18 protein-coding genes and 1 pseudogene are annotated in these 21,137 nt (G+C 52.5%); 18 read left to right on the plus strand and 1 reads right to left on the minus strand.

Annotated elements, in window-relative coordinates:
• Positions 1 to 56 precede the first annotated feature (56 nt).
• On the minus strand, positions 57 to 2,117 hold the full coding sequence (locus M3650_RS20105) for a VWA domain-containing protein (protein WP_251577191.1): 2,061 nt from the start codon (positions 2,115 to 2,117) through the stop codon (positions 57 to 59).
• Between the two features lie 463 nt (positions 2,118 to 2,580).
• Here M3650_RS20105 and M3650_RS20110 point away from each other — a divergent pair, with 463 nt between their 5' ends.
• From M3650_RS20110 to M3650_RS20195, 18 genes and pseudogenes are all read left to right on the plus strand, one after another.
• On the plus strand, positions 2,581 to 4,749 hold the full coding sequence (locus tag M3650_RS20110; protein ID WP_026010860.1) for a hypothetical protein: 2,169 nt from the start codon (positions 2,581 to 2,583) through the stop codon (positions 4,747 to 4,749).
• A 119-nt stretch (positions 4,750 to 4,868) separates the two neighbouring features.
• The gene (locus M3650_RS20115) at positions 4,869 to 5,294 is read left to right on the plus strand and encodes a hypothetical protein (RefSeq protein WP_019419348.1); all 426 of its coding nucleotides are present in this window, start codon (positions 4,869 to 4,871) and stop codon (positions 5,292 to 5,294) included.
• 101 nt (positions 5,295 to 5,395) lie between these two features.
• Positions 5,396 to 5,863 carry a J domain-containing protein gene (locus M3650_RS20120; RefSeq protein ID WP_251577193.1) on the plus strand — a complete coding sequence of 156 codons (468 nt, stop codon included), beginning with the start codon at positions 5,396 to 5,398 and terminating at the stop codon, positions 5,861 to 5,863.
• 215 nt (positions 5,864 to 6,078) lie between these two features.
• Positions 6,079 to 6,660, plus strand: coding sequence for an FHA domain-containing protein (locus M3650_RS20125; RefSeq protein WP_251577196.1), 582 nt, complete (start codon positions 6,079 to 6,081; stop codon positions 6,658 to 6,660).
• A gap of 46 nt (positions 6,661 to 6,706) precedes the next feature.
• Entirely contained in the window at positions 6,707 to 7,228 is a 522-nt protein-coding gene (locus tag M3650_RS20130; RefSeq protein ID WP_251577198.1) for an FHA domain-containing protein, read from the plus strand.
• Positions 7,229 to 7,233: 5 nt separating this feature from the next.
• On the plus strand, positions 7,234 to 8,088 hold the full coding sequence (locus M3650_RS20135; protein ID WP_483311770.1) for a PP2C family protein-serine/threonine phosphatase: 855 nt from the start codon (positions 7,234 to 7,236) through the stop codon (positions 8,086 to 8,088).
• A 74-nt stretch (positions 8,089 to 8,162) separates the two neighbouring features.
• Positions 8,163 to 10,022, plus strand: a complete 1,860-nt coding sequence (locus M3650_RS20140; protein ID WP_251577200.1) for a PP2C family protein-serine/threonine phosphatase — start codon at positions 8,163 to 8,165, stop codon at positions 10,020 to 10,022.
• Between the two features lie 29 nt (positions 10,023 to 10,051).
• On the plus strand, positions 10,052 to 11,356 hold the full coding sequence (locus tag M3650_RS20145) for a normocyte-binding protein (RefSeq protein WP_251577202.1): 1,305 nt from the start codon (positions 10,052 to 10,054) through the stop codon (positions 11,354 to 11,356).
• Entirely contained in the window at positions 11,347 to 12,042 is a 696-nt protein-coding gene (locus tag M3650_RS20150; protein WP_251577204.1) for an iron-dependent peroxidase, read from the plus strand. The genes M3650_RS20145 and M3650_RS20150 overlap by 10 nt, the downstream gene beginning before the upstream one ends.
• A gap of 84 nt (positions 12,043 to 12,126) precedes the next feature.
• Positions 12,127 to 14,781, plus strand: coding sequence for a molecular chaperone (locus tag M3650_RS20155; RefSeq protein ID WP_251577206.1), 2,655 nt, complete (start codon positions 12,127 to 12,129; stop codon positions 14,779 to 14,781).
• Between the two features lie 28 nt (positions 14,782 to 14,809).
• Positions 14,810 to 15,589, plus strand: coding sequence for a DNA and RNA helicase (locus tag M3650_RS20160; RefSeq protein ID WP_251577209.1), 780 nt, complete (start codon positions 14,810 to 14,812; stop codon positions 15,587 to 15,589).
• Between the two features lie 48 nt (positions 15,590 to 15,637).
• A complete protein-coding gene (locus M3650_RS20165) occupies positions 15,638 to 16,291 on the plus strand; it encodes a hypothetical protein (protein WP_251577211.1) in 654 nt (217 codons plus the stop codon).
• The gene (locus M3650_RS20170; protein ID WP_251577213.1) at positions 16,288 to 17,712 is read left to right on the plus strand and encodes a contractile injection system protein, VgrG/Pvc8 family; all 1,425 of its coding nucleotides are present in this window, start codon (positions 16,288 to 16,290) and stop codon (positions 17,710 to 17,712) included. Before M3650_RS20165 ends, M3650_RS20170 begins: the two co-directional genes overlap by 4 nt.
• Before the next feature lie 13 nt (positions 17,713 to 17,725).
• Positions 17,726 to 18,859 (plus strand): pentapeptide repeat-containing protein, encoded by a 1,134-nt coding sequence (locus M3650_RS32315; RefSeq protein WP_251577215.1) that lies wholly within the window; start codon positions 17,726 to 17,728, stop codon positions 18,857 to 18,859.
• A gap of 13 nt (positions 18,860 to 18,872) precedes the next feature.
• Positions 18,873 to 19,397: a hypothetical protein gene (locus M3650_RS20180; protein ID WP_019419336.1), complete on the plus strand. Its 525-nt coding sequence runs from the start codon at positions 18,873 to 18,875 to the stop codon at positions 19,395 to 19,397.
• A 61-nt stretch (positions 19,398 to 19,458) separates the two neighbouring features.
• A pseudogene (locus M3650_RS20185) lies at positions 19,459 to 19,860 on the plus strand (DUF4280 domain-containing protein); the annotation flags it as partial.
• Between the two features lie 519 nt (positions 19,861 to 20,379).
• Entirely contained in the window at positions 20,380 to 20,754 is a 375-nt protein-coding gene (locus tag M3650_RS20190; protein WP_251577217.1) for a hypothetical protein, read from the plus strand.
• 54 nt (positions 20,755 to 20,808) lie between these two features.
• Positions 20,809 to 21,096, plus strand: coding sequence for a DUF4176 domain-containing protein (locus tag M3650_RS20195; RefSeq protein WP_251577219.1), 288 nt, complete (start codon positions 20,809 to 20,811; stop codon positions 21,094 to 21,096).
• Positions 21,097 to 21,137: the final 41 nt, after the last annotated feature.

Below are 21,137 nucleotides of genomic sequence, written 5' to 3' on the forward strand. Positions count from 1 at the left end.
GCTCTTGCGCGACTCCGCGCACAAGAGCCTCTGCCGCGAGCACGGCGCTCTACAGTCTAGTTGCGGGCTTGGAATGCAGCCGGATCCGCATACGACACGGAGCCTGGCTTCACAGCCTTGAAGCGCAGCTCAATCTCCGTAATTCCGTCCTCGAACGTAATGTACAGCTTGTCATTATATTCGAGGATCTCGGTGTGATTGGGCTTCAGCGGCGTGCGGCCCTTCGCCACCGTGCAGTTGGTACGGTGCTTTACCCGGAGCGTGCCGTTCTTACCTGCCTCGAATACGATATGGGCTGCTTCAGGCAGCGGTTCGTTCACGTCTAGACGGGCGAACAATTGCTGCAGGCTTACACGCCGCGCCTTGCCCAAGGAGGTGAGCGGCCAATATTTGACGGGGACTTCATTGCCGCTCGCCGTATTGAGGAAATATCCCTCCAGCCTGCCGGTGAACGCCGGCTTGGGCCGCAGCAGCACAAATAATGCCCCTGCAGCTATCAGCGCAGCAAGCACGCAGCCCCCTATAATCAAGTAACGATCCCACACGGAAGAGATCGCAATAGTCAGATCGCCCGTGACGGTGCCGCCTTCCGGATCCGTCGCCGTGATGGTCAGCACGGCCGAACCGGAACGAAGGGGGGACAGGATAAGCCATGTTCCATCTACGCGAGCCTCGATCTGCTCTTCACGTTGGTTGGCAGCAATCTTGTACGTTAATTCATCCCCGTTCGGGTCAGTAAAGTAGCGGCTGAAATCCAGCTTGGCCTCGCCGTCTTCCTTCGAGATCTCGATTGCTGTCAGACCGGTGGATAGTGGTGCCTTATTCGTAATATCCAGATGACTGCCCACAGTTTCTCTGAAGAAATGAGGCCCATTCATGACGACCTTCCAATCGTATATTCCGGATACCGGGAATCGATATTCTGCCGTAAAGCCTGCCCCGTTATTATCCATCGGAACCCGTTCTTCCTGGTTCGTCTTCCGATCCTTGACGATGAGCTCCGCTTGCAGGTTGTGATATATGTCTTTGTCCTCCAACGCTTTGCCTTGGAACGAATATAGACGGGAGGCAAAAGCGGCCGGCTGTCCCTTAATAGCCTCATTGGATGCCAGATCTGCGCCAGCCTTCATGTTGTAGCTGCCGAGCAGGTTCACCTTCACTACGTCACTGGCAGTCCCTCTGAACTTCAGCAGCAGCTCCCCTTTTTGCGGCTCTACAATTTTCATTAGCGTATATTTTCCAGACTTGAAGAATCTGACGTTCTTCGAGCTGTAGTAGATTTGTGATTCTTTCAGCGGGTTCTGGGAGAGCAGGATGATGTTCGCCTCCGACATGCTGGAGTTGGGAAGGCTCACCTTCACCTCCTGCATTCCTCCGGTTGCGGTAACCGCAGCGATGGGAACGAGAACGGATTGAATCTGATCGGCGAAGATCCGGTTGAATATTTCCGGCAGATCTTCCGCACTGCTCGTCATGTACGTAGAGCCGCCCGTCTCCGATGCAATCTGCTCTAATTGCTTCTCATTGACGGAACCATCATGATTCAGACCGATGGTGTAAATGGGATAGCCCTTCGTTTTGGCTTGACGGATGACACGTTCCACATCCTTGTTCGAATCCGCTACCGTTCTGCCGGTATAGGTATTTCCAAAATCGGTCCCTCCGTCGGACAGCAGGATGATAAAGGGCTTGCCGCTCTTTCCCATGCTGGCTGTTGCGATATCCGCGCCCTTTTTCAAGCCGAGGCCGAGATCCGTATATCCGTAACTGCGCAAACTGCCGACTTTGCGCTTTAATTTCTCCTTTTGTCCGGGCAGCGCGAGCGAAGTGAGCGGTTCCGAGGCGACGATTTTGTCATTATAGGCAACGAACCCGATGCGGGTACGCTCCGAATCGCTCATATCCATGAACATGTTGACGACTTCCGCCGCAATACCTTCTTTATCGGTCTCATTCATCGAATAACTGACGTCCATGACAAAGACAGCATCGATCCCTTGCTCCGCACCGGCTTTCGCATCGGCATACCCGATGGGCACCAGAACCGATGAAGCGAGCCATACGGCGCAGGCCAAAAGAAGTGAAATAATAGGATTAAATCCCCATATTCTCCTCATAAATGCCGTGATACCACCTTTTTACTAAAAATATAAAAATATTTTTTTATGTAACGATATAAACATTTTGTTAGATTATACCGAAATAGTTGGGAGAATGAGGAAGGTGGTCGGGACAATAGGAGAATTCAGCTCGCTGTCCCAAAATATAACATCGGCAATACGACCTAAAAACTGAAGAGGATTTGTAAAAAATCGTTCTTTGTTGGGGGAAATAAGGAGATTTATAGTTATTTAGTACCTTCTATTAAAAATATTAACAAAAAAGGATGGGTCTATATAAGATTGTGTCGAACTAATCTCCTAGTTTTTGAATAAGCAGTACTTTTGCGATAGAAATACTCACACAGCTAGTGCGAAGAGACTATCACAACGAAATAGAGAGGAGGAAGCATGAAGATTTGCAAGCCGGTGCGTGCAGGTGCGCGCGATAGACGGTTTGTCACTTTTTGTGCTGAACACTATGGACATCATTAATCAAACGAACCGCGCCATGCTCTTCGAGGAAATCAACCCGGAGATGCTGGACCTTCTGACCATCGTAGGCGATGTCAAAGGGATTGACAGTCTCAGTGACGACAAAGTCAAGGAAGTCAACGAGCAATTGCTTGTACGCAGCTTTGACGAGTTTCTGGACAAATTCTCGCCGAGCGTCTATTCGTTCTACAACGCAGCGAACCAGAAAGTGATGTACACCTTGAAAAAGCCAGAAGGCATTGCGGACGATTGCGTTTCGGAAATAAAAATCGATCAAAGCAACGACTTTCTGAAAATGCTGTTCACGCTCATCGACACGAAGCGCAGCCAAGGCATTACGAATGTGGATTTCAGGTTCGAGAATCTGCTCGACATGATTTCGCCGAAGAAGGTAATGGACGATATCCGCCAAGTGCGGAAGGAGATTCATTACTTGTACAGCCAGCACGACAAGCTGGATGACGGCGATCCGAAGAAGCTCGACCTCGGCGATAAGCTGAACACCATGTTCGAGGATGCGAGCAAGAACTATAACAACGTGATGGCGATGCTTCCGCTCGCAATCGAAGATATTAAGACACGGCTTCTGCTCGGAGGATCGCGGGAAGAGAATCAGTCCGAAGCGATTCAAATCGGCATGCTCACGATCGGTGAGGCTGGGGAACTGAAGATTATCGAAGCGCCGAAGAACGAGAACACCGAGCTGATGCTGCTCGATGACAGCAGCGGCACCGGACTCGCTAACGTATTTGAGGAAGATTACGAGTCGATTACCGAGACGCCGTCCTCCTACGTGAAGGATCTTGTCGTGCGTACGTTCTGTCCGCTGCCTGTCGTGCAGACGGAGGTCGACACGGAGACAGAGGTGCAGAACTACAACACCTACCTGGAATTTTACAAGAACGCCAAGGACGATTTTGTTAAAACGGTTAAACCTTTGGTGGAAAAAATATTGGGTGTCAGAATGTTCTTCGACCAATACGCGACCAAGAACAAAGGAATGCAGCCATCGCTCCTGATCACGAATGCGAAGCTCGATATGACGGTTAAGAGCAGCAATATTCCGAGATTGGAAACGTATTTGAACACGGTGAACTCCAAAAATGAGTTCTCCGATACGATCTGGTTCGGCATCGTGCCTTCCGTTGAGCTCGAGTCTGCTGGCAAGGTGAAGGTCACCCGCGAGCGGTTCCGGGGCAATGGGAAAGTCGTGAAGCAGGACGGTAATACGATGGAATCGCTGACGATGCTCTTGCAGGTCGTCAAAGATTACAAGGTGCAGGTCTTCTTCAGCTTCGAATCCGGAGAAGAGACGACCTTCAGCAGCATGGCGACCGCAGGTCTCGATAAGTACATCGACAAGTGCAGCGTCATGGTCCGCAAGGAATACAGCGAATTTGCCATTCCGTGTATCCCGAACTTCACGGTTATTCCGAAGGACAAATCCGGAGTCATCATTGACAGCCGTATGCTGCAAACCGAACACGGCGTCAAATTGTCACAGGAGAAGGAAGACATTCTGAAGCTGTGGATCGAAGGCGTATACGTGGGAGCAGCTTACGTTGCCGCCGGGATTGTCGCCGCGTACCAATGCCCTGAATACTTGCGCGAGTCGTTCAAAAATATTAGCAGGGAATACCCGGGCGTGCGCTTCGATATCGAGGCCAGCGATCATGCATTGCGCGCCGTCACGACGATGGCGAAGGAAATTACCGGATTCACGAACAACATCAAAGATGCGATCAACCGCAAAAACTTCGGCTTCGTCTTCTCTTCCGAGAATGCGCAGCTGCAAGACAAGGATATTAAGCGGATTACGGTATACAAAGCGAGAAGCATGGCGATGACGGAGAATGGCTTCGATTCGCTCTACAAGACGCTTGTAAGTACGTACATCGAACGCATTCTCCGCTTCCAGACGGGTGATTTCAAGCATGAGAACATCGTGAAATTTTTCAGCAACAACCCGAGCAGCCAAAAGAGCAAATGGCTCGGTACACGCGGGTATGTCAACTCCATCATTCAAGACGGGGACGACATGTCCTATATAATCGACGACAAGAGCAACCTGTGCCATATTGACCTCGTGTTCAACGGCAACGTGAAGAACCTCGAAGTCATGATCACGAAAGGCACGACGCCAGTCAAAGCATGACCGGCATATGGAAACGTGTGTTAGAGGTGTGCTTATCCAAGCTCACCTTCAAACATAAATCCCGAAAGGAGTCTGTGCTTTCGGAACCTATTTCAACCCAATTCAAGGAGGTTTTATTCATGGGATTCATTCTCAGAGTAGAAGGTGCAGAAACAATCGAACTCGGTATGGACAACATTCAACAAGTAGTCTATGACACCGACACGCCGAACGATTCCAACGCGAGATCGACAGACGTAGGTGCGACGATGCGCATTTCCGGCAAAATCATCACGGCAACCGATGGCGACAACGCCGACGATACGAAGAAGCTGGCGCTGTGGTCTCTCGTTCCGGCTGAGAAGTCGGACTGCTACCGTAAAGTGACGCTGGAAGTTATCGCGGCGGATCAGGTAGTGCGCAAGGTGTACTTCCCGAACGCGTTTGTAGTGGACTACACCGAGACTTACGGCGACACAGAAGGGGTCGGTACGTTCAGCCTCTACATCAAACAGAAGAAGGACAAAACCGAACACGCTACGATTGACGGCGGTTATCCTGCTTAATAAGGATACGGCGTGTACTCGTTACTAGTATCGGACAACAAATTTTAAGAGGCTTCTTGCCTCTTAAAATTTTATCCTAATGAATGGCGAGGATGAGGCGGATGGTTAACTATTACGACCTGTTGGGCGTACGGCGGGATGCGGCGCCGGAGGAACTGAAGAAGGCATACCGGCGGCTCGCCAAGCAGCACCATCCCGATGTGAACGGCGGAAGTCCCGAAGCGGAGCAGCGGTTCAAGCAGATTCATGAGGCGTATGCCGTGTTGCAGGATGAGGCCTCGAGGAAAGCCTACGATGACCGGTTGGACGGAAAGAAGCAAGGACAAGGTCCCGGCCGGGAACGAGGCGCTCAGTCGGAAGGACAGCGGGCGGACAGAGGAGAAGCGGCAGCACGGGGAGCGCGGGCGAATTTCGATCCGCGGAACGTGGAGGCTGACTTTGCGCGGTTCTTCGGCTTCGATCCGAAGACGAAGCGGCCGTCAGGCAATAAGGATGGCGGCAAGGGAGCAGCCAATCCGATCGATACGTCGGATCTGTTTCAACGATATTTTGGAATGAAGAAGAAATAACGGCGAGGGATTACTAGTGTGCTCTTTATTTTAAAAACGGGTATGCTTCATGATCAAAAGGGCACTTTGGAACAACCTTTGTAAGGTGGAGTGATGTGTGATGCATGAGACATCATTCTGCTCATGTTCGGGGCCTTTTTTTCGTTGTTATGGCCGATACGTATTGATTTTGCACGGGCCCCTGAGGGCTCATTGGAGTAACGGAGGAATGGAACGTGAGGAATGAAGCGGGTACTGAGCAAGCAAAGCGTCACCCGTACCAGCAGGAAAGGTCCGGTTGGATTATCGTCATTGATTTGTTGATTGCCGTCATTGCGGCGGCCGCACTGTTCTATGTGTATGTGTGGAATATAGACCTTGTCTTGAAGGTGACGGTAGGTGTCCTGCTGGCGGCAGCCGTGGTGATATATGCCGTTCGGCGCGTCCGAAGCCGCACAGTCCGACAGGAAGAAGGCGCAACCATTGCCAAGCTTGTCCTCCTGAACGAAGAGGGGGAGAGCGTAAAGGAATGGTACATCCATGGGGAAACATCCTTGCTCATCGGCAAGAACTCTGCGCAAAGCGAGGTTGACATAGATTTGTCCGATTCGGAATACGCGTCGCTCATCAGCAAGCATCACGCGGTAATGAACTATGCTTCGGGGAATTGGTTCGTCGAGGATCTGGATTCCCACAACGGCGTCGGCATACGCCAAGCCGGCAGCAGAACGGCAAGCCGGTTGGAGTTGGAAGAGCCTTACCGGATTGAATCCGGGGATATCATCTGCATTGCCAACACGCGGATAGTAGCGAAATAGCACCACCCATTCAAGCATCGATCAAAGTAACGGAGGAATGAACAGGATGAGTCTGACAAGATGCGCAAACGGACACATGTTCAGCACAAGAAAACATGGCAGCATATGCCCTTATTGCAGCATTTCGGTGGAACAAGCGCCGAGCGGCGACGTGAAGAAGCCGGCGCGGGCGGAAGAAGAAGAGAAGACGATGCCTTATTTGGGCGAGACGACTGGCATCGAGCCGGTAACCGGATGGCTCGTCTGCATCGAAGGACCGCAGCTCGGTCAGGATTATCGGATTATGGCGGAGAAAAACTTTATTGGCCGCTCCGAAGAAATGCACATTCGCATCCTTGGGGACAATGCCATTTCGCGGCGGAACCATGCGGTCATCGTCTATGACCCGAAGAAGCGCAACTTCTACCTCCTGCCAGGGGATGCGTCGGGTCTTGCCTACCACAACAACGATGCCGTCTATTCGCCAGTAGAGCTGGCCGCCTATGACGTCATTCAGCTCGGCCGCAGCAAGTTCATCTTTATTGCGCTCTGCGGCGTCCATTTTGAATGGAATAACGATATGGGTTAGGGATGATGACCACGATGGAAGTACAGGATTGGGTGCCGTATTTGATCGTGCTGGGTTCCGTTGCAGCGCTCCTGCTGCTGTTCGGGGCACGGCGCCGCCTGATGACGGAAGCGGCAAGCAGCGAGCCAGCGGGCATACCGATTGGGAACGGCCAGACCATCGGTGCCCGGGAGGAGCAGGATGATTATTTCTCCAGCGTCGCCACTGTGCACGGTACGGCGGCCGTGTTGGCAGATGGAATCAGCGGCCTTGCGAACGGCAGAATGGCGAGCACGCTTGCCGTGACGGTATTCATCCGCGAGTTCTTGAAGCTGGAAGACATCCGGGATGTCCAGCACTATTTCACAAAGGCGGCCAAGGTGAGCAATACAGAAATTTTGCGGAATTTGAAGGGGGCAACCGGAGGAACGACGCTTGTGGCTGCCGTCATTGCGGACGATCGTCTATACTGGGGAGCCGTGGGCGACAGCATCATTATGGTGTTCCGGAACGGGGAGTTCATCCGGATGAACGAGAAGCACACTTTGGAGTCGGTGCTGCAGGAACGGTATTTAACGGGAGAGATGACGCGGGAGGAAGCGTTGGAGCACCCGATGAAGAGGCGGCTCATCAATTACTTGGGCTACGAGAACTTCAAAAGTATCGAAATTGGGAGCGATCCCTTTGAGTTGCAGCCGGGAGACCGGGTCATCCTGTGCAGCGACGGAGTATACAATACGCTGACGGAAGTGGAAATGGAGCATATTTTGTCCAAGCCGCTCCCGCCCCACGATGCCGCCGAGGAGATCATCGAAGCGATCGAACAGAAGAGATTGGCGAATCAGGATAACGCGACCGTTATCATTGTGGACAACGTCTGAAGCGGCTGTTCCTGGCTTCGGGGGATTTCCATGAATGAGCGTGCATACGGATAACAGGAGAAGCGGGGGTACGAATGAGAAAGGAGAACAGCGAATTCAAGACCAGCTTCGTCTCAGAAGCCGGTTCTTTTCTACATAATAAGGACTATTTTGCTTACGTTGAGCTTGATGATATGGCTTGCTGGGTCATCGCCGACGGCTTGGATGCGGACCGGGAAGCGGACAGCGCCGAGATGGTCGTCAAGAGCATCCTCAGGCGATTCACTGAGAAGCCGACGATGTCTCCACTGCGGCTGAAGCAATATATGCAGGAGGCGCACGAATGGTTGAAGGCGGAGAGCCGGAGAGTACGGCTCAAGGCGAGCTTGATACTGGTCGTGACCGACTATTCGAAGATCGTCTGGGCGGTGGCGGGTCATGCGCGGCTGTATCATTTCCGCGGCGGGCGTCTGTTCGCGCGCAGCAAAGATCAGAGTCTGGCGCAGATGATGGCGGATGCCGGGGAAATCTCGGAAGAAGCAATGGAAGTTCATGAAGAGCGTCACAACCTGATCCACTATATGGGTCAGCCCGATGGCTTCGAGCCGTTCGTCTCCAAGAAGGTTCCGCTCTCCGAGGGCGATGCCCTGCTGCTCTGCACGCCGGGGCTGTGGGAAGACGTCAACGGCACGGAAATGATCGATGCGCTCGCGGAAGCGAAGGAGCCGGAGGATTTCACCGATACGCTGGAGGACGTGCTGCTTAGCAAGCAACGGAGAACGGTGCACAATTATACCGCCGTCGCCGTGTATGCGAACAAGGTGTTCAAGGAAGATCCGAAGCGGAAATGGCGGCTGCTGAAGAAGTGGCTGCTGGCGCTGATCGTGCTGCTCATTGCGGGAGGAGGCGCGACCTTCTTCTTCGTGAAGGAGGCCGCTCGCAAGGCGGAGAACGCAGCGAACATGCTCGAATTCTCGCAGAATGCGGACATGTACATGAAGGACGGCGATTATCCGAAGGCCGTCAAGGAATACAGCGAAGCGCGCAATATGGCCATCCGGCTGAAGGATCGGATTCATCGCGATATGTTCGGCAAAAGGCAGCGCTTGATGCAGCTTATGGTGGACGGGGATGGCTTCTTTAAGGAAGGCGACTTCGCCAAGGCGCTGGACAAATATGGGAAGGCGCAAGAGGAAGCGAAGCCGTACAAGGAGTTCAATCATAAGGAGCTGGAGGACAAGATGGATCGCTCCCTCACGTACATGCAGATTATGAGCTGGGTGCAGGAGGGGGACATGAAGTTCGAAAGCCAGGATTACGTCGGCGCGCGCAGCTCTTACCAGAAGGCGAGGAAGGCCGCCATCGAGGAAGGTTATGCGGACGGCGAGAAGGATATTCGCGCGAAGCTCGATGCAGCGGAGGACAAGGTCTCCGGGCTGAAGAAGGAGAAACGGCTGCTGGAAGGCGACAAGTACGAGAAGAAGGGCGATCAGCAGTTTGCCGCGCAGGATTATGTGGGAGCTATTGACGCTTACTCTGCCGCCCAGCAAATCTATCAAGAAATCGACATGCTGGAACGGGTTCTGGGCATGGAGCGGAAGATCGACAAGGCGGTCGATAAGCTCAATCCTGTACAGCCAGCGGGTCAACCGGCTGCTGGATTGGATGGTGCTGGAGCCGCTGCAGCCGGTAACGCCGCCGGTGGTCCGGTATCGGGCGCCGGGCAAGTGCAGCCCGCAGCGGGCGGTTCCAGCTCTGGCACTGTTGGCGCAGGACAAGCCTCTGGCAACAGAGGAGGAGCGGGAGATGGAGCCGGGAGTGCCAAGCAGTCGTCTGCTGGCGGGTCATCCGCGGGCTCCTCCGGCTCCGCCGCCGGGGCGACTTCTGCGAACGTCGGAGGTGCGGCCTCTGCTGTGGAAGTGGAGGCGGCGGATGGCAAAGACAGCGGGGAATAACCGTAGAAGGAGGGAACTCGTCAATCGCCATGAAGGACATCGTACACGATCGGTTAAGCAAGATGGAGGATCTCGAGCAGCGTAAGCTGCTGAAGCAGTTGATGACCGGATTGTTCTTGAATCTGGTGGAATATCAGGAAGAGATGAACCGGAATATGGAGCGCAAGGTGTTCGACGAGGTGGAGGACGGCGAGGACAAGCATGACATCTTCGTCTCGATGTGCCGCCGTGACGACCTGGACCCGATTCACGACTTTCTGCACCCGATGCTGCCGGAAGATGCGGCGCGGAAGCACATCGATATGAGCAGCCTCGTGGCACATATCCAACGGCAGGAGGAAGCGCTGCTGTTTACGTTGTTTCTGCAATGTGATTTCGCGGCGCTGCGAGATCTATTGGCTGGAAAGAGAACGTTCCGCGGGGAAATGAAGACGTCCGGAGGCAGCTGCGCCATTCAGGTGCGGCTGTCGCAAAGCCGGCTATACATCAATGAGATTGAAAAGCTATACCATGTATTTCAGCAAAATAGCATTCCATGGAAAACGGTCAATCATCCGTATGCGCACAAGTTTTTCGACGTTCTGCTCACGGACTGCGAGGATACACTGCGGGAAGAAGACGAGATTTACGAGATTACGGTCGATCTGGAGGAATTCGAGCCGCATAAGCGGGTCGATGTCGTTCCGCTCTGGAACATTGAACAGCTCGCCATCAAAAACAGCGGATTCCCGGTTCCCGCATCCGACCGCGTCAACTTCGAGCATGTGCTGTCGCTGCACAAGACGGGCAGCGAGCATGGCTATCTCGTGGAAGGCAATGAAGACAACATTCGCTACATCAAGCGCACGCGGGACGAGCTGACGATTGTCTCGCCGCAGGAGCGGGCTGGCGTGTGGAATGTTCTGAAGATTTCACAACCGGTCGCTTCACGTATCGGCAGCCTTGAATACGAGCTGGTCTCCAATCGGAGAACGGACGGCTTTATTGGCAAGTATGCGCGCAGGCAAGCGCAGATCGTGCGAGCCAAGGGCGAAATCCTGCGGATCGTGCACTCCTTCGATGCTGCCCGCATGCTCCAGCTGGAGCATGTGGATATCAGGGAACGGGTGGATGGGACGGAGCAGACGTACGAGATGAATCCGTTCATTAGTGACAATGTCCGTACAGAACGAGACAAGAAGGTGATGCAGCTAGGCTTCAGGGTGCGCAAGGCGGACAATGCGAACAATGAGGAAGAAGGCAACCGCTTCATCCTGCATGACCTGATGAGCTTTCTCGTGTCCGAAGTGCAGATGTATTTTCCGGAATACAAGTGCGAAGGGGAATGGGTGTGAATTATATATGGGATTTGATCATCAAGGCGGAGCAATCCGGTCTGAACGTGAACAATATCCGGTTCGCTCCCGCCAAAGTGTATTCGCCCTATATGGAGCTAAGCTTGGAGGATCTCAACGCACGGACGGTCGAGCAGCAGGTCGAGGTCAACCCGTATTACCGGTTCTATGATCTGTTCAAGGACATGTTCGATATTAACAACGAAGAGGATGTGGAGCTGCGGAACACGCTGTTCGACATCGTGCTGCACTTCCTGACAGGCATCGACCGTGTCCAGGGCATGAACAGACGGGAATATTATATCAAGTTCGTGCTGCGTGACATGGAGGAGGGCCGATTCGGCGCTCGCGTTAGCGAGGGCATCAAGCTGTTCGACCGCGAGGAGCGGGAGGCTATCGCCGGCAATGTGCTGCGTCTGTACGAAACGGGCGAGGCGGTGTACCTGCTCAAGGATACGCTGCGGGACATATTCCGGTGCTCGACGATTTATGCGAACTGCGAAGACAAGGATGAGCTGCTGTTCTATGTCGGACAGGAGGAGACCGATACGGCTCGGGCCAAGCTCGAATTGATTAAGGAGCTGTTCCTGCCGGCGCGGTTCCATACGGAAGTGTATTGGCGAGACCATTTCGGCATCATCGATGTGGATGACACGATGCGGTTGGGCGGCATTTCGCTCTATTAAGCGTGGTCAAAAAGCGAAGTGCGGACAAAAAGTGAACCGTTCAGCACAGCAGCCTCTTGAAGCGCTGCTGGGAGGGGGGCAATCATGGGCGGATACTCATACAGGCTTTATACGCAGCCGGCAAGCAGGGAAGACGGCCGGAAGCATGCGGAATATAACCGGGAGGAACTGTCGGAAATGACGACGTTCCAGCTCCGGAACATTTGCCATCAAGAAAAGCTGGTCGAAGGGCTTATTCATACACTGGATCGCGAAGGACTGATTGCGACCGTAATGAAATACCGGGGCGCGGATGAAAGTCTGCTTATCAGTCACATACAGCCGGGCGGATTTGCCCGGGTCGAGGCGGCGCTAAGGACTTATTTGGGCACGCCTCTTCCCGATGGCGGCGGCATCCGCATTCCGGCGAAGATTACACTATACTCCGGCTTGAAGCTGGATCGATTCGACGGATATCAGGTCGAAGCCGGGCAGGCGATTACGGAATCTAACGTTCTGCTCGTCAACGAAAATCTGGAGCTGTGCGCTATCCTCAATCTGGTGAAGGACGGAGCAAGGTCAGGGGTGTATTACCTCTCGATGGGCGAAGACGCGGAAGTGAAGAAAACGACGAACCGCCAATACAGCTTGCTTTTCTTCCAGAAGCAGGTGTCGGAATATATGTATCACACGTATTATCGTGACAAGCCGCTGCCGCCCGCCAACCTGTACTACTACAAGGTTCCGGTCGCGGACTTGGACATCCGCGAGCTGGAAGAGACGGATGCCGTATTGGCGATTGATTTCGGAACGTCCAATACAACGGCTGGAGCGTATTTAGACAGCGGATATGTGACTTCGCCCAACGCGACCGATCTGTTGAACGGACGCATCCGGCTGGATCGCATCAACTATGTGTCGTTCCCCGACACGATGTCCAAGGATGCGGAATGGATCGAGGTGCTGCCGACGGTTATCGGAGTCGCCGATTGCTCCGATCCGGAGCGTATCCAATTCAACTTCGGCTACGACGCGCTGCAGGACAAGAAGAAGAGCGGGTACAGCGGCAGCGCGTCCGTCTTTCACGGCATGAAGCGCTGGGTGAACAACTACAAGCGGCTGGAGGAAGTGACGGATAGTCAAGGGAATGCGGCCCCCGTGACGAGAAGCGACATGCTGCGGGCGTATATGCGGCACGTGGTGCGTATGGCCGAGCATCAGTTCAAGTGCCGCTTCAAGCATCTGCATCTATCCGGGCCGGTCAAGCTGAAGGCGCAGTTCATCGACATGTTCGCCGACATCCTGCCCGAATACAACATCGAGACGGGCGATGCGCTCGATGAAGGCTTGGCCGTGCTGTACAACACGATCGCCGATCAGATGGAGCATCATCGCTTCATGGACGGAGAGGAATACAAAGCGCTCGTTATCGACTGCGGCGGGGGAACGACCGACCTGTCGTCATGCCGCTTTCGCATCGAGGATGGGCATATCGCCTACAAGCTCGATATCCATACGTCTTACGAGAACGGGGATACGAACTTCGGCGGCAACAACATTACATACCGCATCATGCAATTCATGAAGATCGCATTCGCCGGATTCTACGGCAGCGGGGGTATCCTGCCGGATATCGATGACTTAATCGATATACCAGCCACGGACATCTATCGCCACGTGGACGAATTTGGCGCGGAAGCGGTCTATGCGCAGTTCGACGCCCGCTACCGCGCGGCGGAGGCCTTCCTGCCGACCCGATTCAAGGAATACGAGAACCGGGCCCGCGATGAATACCAACGGGTGCGGAACAATTTCTATGTCCTGTGGGAGATGGCCGACGGCATGAAGAAGGAGTTTTTCCGCAAGACGGGCATTCTGCGCAGCCGTTTCCATTCGGGCCAAGGCTGCCGGCAGGAGAGCGACTTGAACCTTACCGCCGTAGATCGGTGGTGCCTGTCGCTGCGGGAGAACGGACAATTCCGGGATGTGCACGAGCCGCCGGACGTCGTGTTCAACATTCAGGAGATGAACCAGCTTATCCGGGGGGACATTTACGCCATCGTCCGCAAGTTCCTGGATGAGTTCTACCGCGACGGCCGACTGCAGGATTATTCTATCATCAAGCTGACGGGCCAATCGTGCCGGATTGACGTATTCCGGGAAGCGCTGAAGGAATTCGTGCCCGGGCGGGCGATCGAGTTCCGGCAGAAGGCGGAGGATTCAGGGAAGGTGCCGGATCTGAAGCTGGCCTGCCTGCGGGGCGCCTTGCGATACTTGAGCGCCCGGAAGTCGGGGCTCATTGAAGCCAAGCTGACGAATCATGCGCCTGTCGTTCCATATTCGGTCAGCGCCTGGACCCATACCGGCCGGGAGAAGATGCTCATCTCCGGCTACGAACGGCTGGATCAGGCGCAGGGCTCGATCTCGCGGCCGCTTGGCGCGCACGAGATCGAGTTCCATATTCGCGGGGGCGACGGACAGTTGCGGCATACGGCAGTATACCAGAATGATTTCGCGAGCTATCGTCCCGTGCTGTATGAGGAGATTGCCGCGCAGTTCGGCGATAGTATTCCTCAGGATGATACCGACTCCATCGCCAACGGGGAGGCGAAGTGGTTCGTGTTCGCAGGCGATGGCAGCTGGGGCTTCGATACGGTACCGGTTGCGCGGCTCAACGAGCAGCTGTACATGGGCAGGAAGCAGTTCAATGCCTTTGAAAATGATTTGTCGGAGCTGGATTTCTTCGATGGCTTGAAATAACGGGGTGTGAGGGAAAGGGGGGAGCGTCTTGTTTACACATCTGGTTCCACACTTCCACAAAGGGCGGATTCTGAAGACCGGCATGCTCGAGAATCTGCGGGATTACCCGAGACAGTTCGTCGACATCGCCTATCAGCGGCACTCCGATGGGATTGTAACGGGGGCCGAGGTTCAGGTTAATAAAAGCAGCCTGACGATTGCAAGGGGCATCGTCAAGCATGATGGCCGCTTATACACGCTGGAGCGCGACTTCGAGCTTCCCTACCAGTCGAACGGGAAGGAGACGGTGCTCAAAATTCAGTTTCGTGCGGAACAGGTATTGAGCGACTTCACCACGCTTCCAGGGGAGATCATGCTCGATGAAGACAACGTCCATGTCCGGCCGGACGAGCTGGAGCTGGGGCGCTTCAAGCTGAAGGAAGGCGCTCGGCTGCGTTCGGACTACCAAAGCTTCGTTGATTTGGCGACGGAATACAATACGTTCAACGTCATCCATGTGCCGTATGCGGGCTTGGGGCACAGCACGCTGTCTCCGTTCATCACGCGTTACTTCGCGAATGAACTGTTGAAGAGCGGAACGGATCACGCTTATGACGCGGGGTTCGCCATGCTGTGCCTGAACGGTGGGGCCGTGGAGCGGGATGTCATCCAGCATTATCTCGGGCACCGGCTCGGAACGGGCTACAGGGAGCTGACCAATGAAAGGATATTTGCGGGCCTGCGGCGGATTCTGGGCGAAGCGGGGGGCGGCAGAGCGCTAGCGCCGGATGTCCGGCACGGCGGAAGACAGCGGGTTATAGTGGATTGATGCAAGAAGATGCCAGCAATAGGGGGGCAATGAACGAGAGGTGAGGAAATGAGCGATATGGAGCATATGGATGAACAAATCATTTCCATGTTATATGGAGACCAAGGGCGTCAAGAGCAGGCTGCGGATAAGGATACTGAATATTTAACACAACCGGATCAGCCCATCCTTTTCCACCAGACTGTACTGAAGATAGATGGGGAGACGATACCGTTCACGGAAGAATGGATATTGGACGGCAAAATACGTGTGCCGCTGCCTAAGACGTTTCACCCGATGCCACCCCAAGCCGCAGCCATGAAATACCCGTCAGAACGAAGGCCTGACTTAATATATACGAATGACAGCACCTCCATTAATATCGCATTCAACCATACGGATCATGCCTTGACGGAAGAAGAAATGGAAGAGTTTACGATGGCCATGATTCAGATCCTGCGGCGAACGCAGCCCATTCTCCAGTGGTACGAAGACGGCATTCGTGAGATTAGTGGGAAGCATGTAGGGTATTGCGAATTTCTGGCTCCTGCCCTGAACGTCAATTTGTATAATTTGATGTTCTTTGCCGAGTTGGAGCATAAGGCGCTGCTCTGCACGTTCAATTGCACAGAAGAGGAAATGAAGCATTGGAAGCCGATTGCCCGGGGCCTCATGGATTCCCTCGTTATCGGCGAATCGGAGGAAGGGAGGACGGAACAATGAGTCAATCCGCTCTGACTTATCACAATTTGCAGGTGGCCCCCTATCGGCTCGTCAATCTGCAGGAGCTGAAGCTGACGAAAAAAATTAACGAGCATACGCGGCTTACTTTTACAGGCATTGTGCCCGAGGAACTGAAGGACAGCTATGTGGAGATGACCGACGCCGACACAACCATCGAGATCAGTCAAATCGATGAGGAAGGCGGCAGCAAACCGTTGTTCAGCGGTATCGTGCTCCATATCGGGATCAAGGTCGTACGTGACATCTATTATCTTGAGGTGGAAGCCGTGTCTCATTCTTATAAGCTGGATGTGAAACGAAAGAGCCGATCCTTCCAGAACAAGGCCATGACGATCCCGAAGCTGCTGGATGAGATTGCATTGGATTATCCGGGCATGGATGTGGTGGATGAGGCTACTGACAATGCCAGATTGGGACGGTTCACGGTGCAATATCTGGAAACCGATTGGCAGTTTCTCAAAAGAATGGCGTCCCGCTATCATACGAGCTTAATGCCGGCTGCGGTGTTCGATCGCCCCAAGTTCTACTTTGGCATTTTCGAGAGCAGCTCCCAAACCCGTTTGGAAGACTACCATTATACGGTCAGAAAGCGAATGACGACATATCGTTATTTTGCCGAAAACGATTCTCCGAATGTGGATGAGAATGACTTTATCTACTATGAGGTGGAGACGGACAGGGTGCTGGAGCTTGGCAGTTGGATTGGGTTCAAAGGCAAGAGCTTGTACGTATGTGAGGCGCGGACGGAAGTAAAGAACGGTCTGCTGACGCATATGTACGTGCTATGTTTGCACAAAGGCCTGCGTCAGAAGGTGCTTTACAATCGTCAGATTGTCGGCGCTTCGCTGCAAGGCAAGGTCATCGACGTCGCCAAAGATAAGGTAAGGGTGCACTTGGATATCGATGAGAAGCAGAACAAGGGCGAGGCCCATTGGTTTCCATATACTTCGGTGTACACGGCAGAAGGGCATAGCGGCTGGTATGTCATGCCTGAACTCGGCGACACCGTGCGCATATATTTCCCAAGCGACAAAGAGGAAGAGGGCGTGGCAAGCAGCTCAGTCCGCCAAGACTCGACAGAGGGCGGGACGAATAAGCTCGGCAACCCGAACATCAAATATTTTCGAACAGCTTCCGGCAAGGAATTGATGATGAGCCCGGACGAGATTGTGATTACTGCAAAAGACAGCGAGATTTTTATCAGGTTGAATGAGAAGAACGGAATTGAGATTTTCAGCAAGAAAAACATCAAAATTACGTCAGAAGATAGTATTCTCATGGATTCCGGAAAGAAAGTCGTCATATCGGCCAAAAACGAAATCAGCATGTCGTGCAAGGAGAGCAGCATTAAGCTGGACGGAAATGCCACGATTATTGGGAAGGAATTGAAGACGAACTGAGCGGGGGGATGAAGTGGACAAGGCCGAGTCAATTGCCCATTTCCGGGAGCATGTCGTACGGCGGGAACGGATGAACATGCTGCTTATATTGGAGAGGGATTTTCAGTTGCATAAGGAGCAGCTTGCCGGCGAATTCGTTGCCTCCTTCCAGCATATCTGCCGACAGATTCGAGATGCGCAGGCTCGGGGCGAGAAGGGGCCTATTGGATACATTACATTCTCCATGCTACGTACGGAGCTGATGGAAGGCAGGTACATATATCGGGTTGAGGCTATGGATGCCGGCTGGGTATTCGACCGCACCCCTTATGTGCTGCAATATGATGCCGGCTGGGCGTTCCAGCATCTGGACACGTTCCGGAGCAAGCTTATTGAAGGGATCCGTATTTATGGAGGGAGAGTGTCCGTTCCTATAATTGAGCAGATGATGCTCGCTGAATCGATTGCCATTCACTGTTATATTGTGGCATTGGCGAGATTTGCGCTGCCCCAAGCGGTGGAACTTGAAGAGTATCGGGATATAGCCACAGAACCTGTATTCGAGATTCGGGTAGGGGAATATATGGACCTTAGCGAAGTGGTGTTCAAGCAGGATGCACGTGAACAGGATTCGGAATTTATCCTCGCATGGCTGGATGATAGAGAAGACGGAGAGCATGCTTACGAGTTATTCCGGAATGTTGATTTATCCGTCGGGGACTATAGAGGCATTGACTTCCGATATTCTGAGTTCAACCACTGCAACTTGTCGCACGGTAGCTTGCAGGACAGTGTTCTGATCGGCTCGAGATGGAGCGGTTCAGGCTTGACAGGGGCTGACTTCTCCCGAAGTCAAATTCATGGGGCGGAATTCCGCGATTGCGATCTCAGGGGAGCGATCTTTCAGTATGCAGAAGGGGCCAACGGATGGAAGGATGCCCGCTTTCTTAATCTGCCCGGTCTATCAGCGCTCTGCTTTGCCGGCTCTGACTTGGAAGGGGCTGATTTTACGGGAGCTTCTTTATATGGAGCGGATCTGTCCGATGCGAACGTGGCGAACGCCGTGTTTGACGGTGCGGATCTGATGAATGCGGTGTTCTCTGTTCACCAGAAGGATGTTGTCCGGCTGGATCAGCAGCAATGGGCTCAGACATTATGGAAGAATTAAGGAGACACGGAATATGAGTTACTTTATCTTGTCACAGGATGAACGCATCTTGGATGCTGTTGAGCCTGCAGGAATTGCGGAGGCCATCCCCAAGGACATGCTCATCGAAGCGCGGGCTGATGAGCTTACAGCAATGAATCTGCAATTCCCTGTTCGCGAGAGCAGGCATATCGAATATGTGGATTTCATCGAGAGGCCTGTTCCTCTCTTGTCGGACAAGCTTAAGCAGTTGATTGAGAAGTTCCTGCCTCGGCAGCAGTATTATCCCGTGGGATTGGTCGACTTCGCCCGGATGAGACAGGATGTGTATTGGCTTACTCTGCCGCTTCGCATCAATTGTCTGTCGGATAAGAGCGAGTATCATCGCAATGGCATGCTCAAACGGCCTGTCCTTGACAGGGACAAGGCGGGAAACAGGCCGTTGTTTCAAATAGATCACATCTATGAAACGATTCTTATCGTGAATTTATCCCTGGCAGAAAGCATCTTGAGGCGAGACTTCTATGGGCTGAAGCTGAAGAAGCTGGATGAAGCTTAACTGGAGAAGCAGGAGGTGATTGGAGATGAGTTCCAGTAGTTCGGGGGAAGGTAAAAAGGAAATGTCCCCAGTGGCTAGCAGCGCCGATAAAAAAAGCTATGTCGTGGCGGGTGCTGTATTAAGCTGCAGCTACGGCTCCCAGCCCAGCCGTCTGAACATGCAGATGAGTCATGGCGTCTATGTAAAAGGGAAGCCCATCATGAACGTGATGGACTATATACCCAATGTGAACATTATGCCCTTCGGGTCATGCGGGAGCATGAACAATCCGGCTGTCGCCGCGGCTACGGCAGCCCACGGTTTACCGCAGCGGGTGCCGTGCATGCCGATGGTGACAATGCCCTGGCTTGGCGGAAAGACGGATAAAAGTATTGATAACTACCCTTCGTTATTGCATGATTCAACGAACATGTGCATGTATTGCGGGCAGATACGGGTTGAGGATGATGGACAGAATCTAAATAATTCTCACTTAGTAGAAGATAATAACAGCCCTACCATGCAGGAAGAAGAGCAGGATTGGAATAAGCAGTTAATGAGGGATATTACCAAAAATACATTTCTAGGAGCGGTGGATGCTACAGCCGGAAAATATTTATTTGATGCAATCAGTGACCGAAAACACTATGTTACTAAAGCTCCAGCGTTTGGCCCTGCCGCAGAATTTAAGAGTGTTCGATTTAAAAGAGGCACAAATTTAATTAAAGGGGCTTCAAAATTTGCTGGTCCTGCCGCTGCAATATCAACTGCATTTGACGTAGTGGAGGATTTTGAAAAGTATGAAGGAGATGACAGATATTATGCTGCAGGATTATCTGTAGGAGGAACGGTTGCAACAGGTATAGTTGGAGCGGGCGTGGCTGCTTTAGGTGCCCCTGTTATAGCAGTTGTAGGAGCGGGTGTGATTGCTGGTGTAGCTATAGGTGCAGGTGTTAGCTATCTTAAAGAAGAGTTGTTTGGAAAATGAAAAGGGGTCCAAAAAATGAGTTTTAATTACTTACCTTGGCCAGTGTTTATTATCATGGCAATTACTGCAGCATTGGTAACTATTGTATACGCTTTGCGAGAAGCTAGGAGTAACCCCAAAGTTTCTGTGCTAGGATTGTTACTTTTGGCGGTAGGCGGTATTTTGGTAGCAATCAATAAATTTTTGGAGAACACATATAAAAAAGTACCGGGAATTGTTGAAACCGCGATTATTATTGTCTTAATCGCAATCATTTGTATTTTTACCGGGGCTTATACAAAAACAAAAAATGATCCCGATAAACATAAAATTGTAATTATCTGCATTTTCGGTTTAATAGGAATAGCAGTGATGTTCTGCGTGATTGGCATTTTGGCTACTTATAAGTAAGTCAATTGATAAAGAGCTATAAAGAGCATATATTTTATCGGGATGTGATAAACAATGCATTTGCTGCCCAACGGTTCTGTTGTTCTGCTAAAGGGTGGAGAAAAAAGAATTATGATTTACGGAAGGCTGCAAAAGACGGGAGACAGCGAAAAGCTGTGGGATTATATTGCTTGCTTATATCCAGAAGGAAATATTAATCCTAACCAATCATTTTTGTTTGATCACAGCCAGATCGAAAAAGTATTCTTCACCGGCTATCAAGATATGGAGGAAACAGCTTACAACCAAGTACTGCAAGAATACCGTGAGAAAGTTGTAGCCTCTGGAATTGATATCAAATGAGTCTCAGTTCTTTTCTGCGACTGTAAAGTATCTATTTATGA

Source organism: Paenibacillus sp. MER TA 81-3, from assembly GCF_023713585.1.
Classification (GTDB): domain Bacteria; phylum Bacillota; class Bacilli; order Paenibacillales; family Paenibacillaceae; genus Paenibacillus_B; species Paenibacillus_B profundus.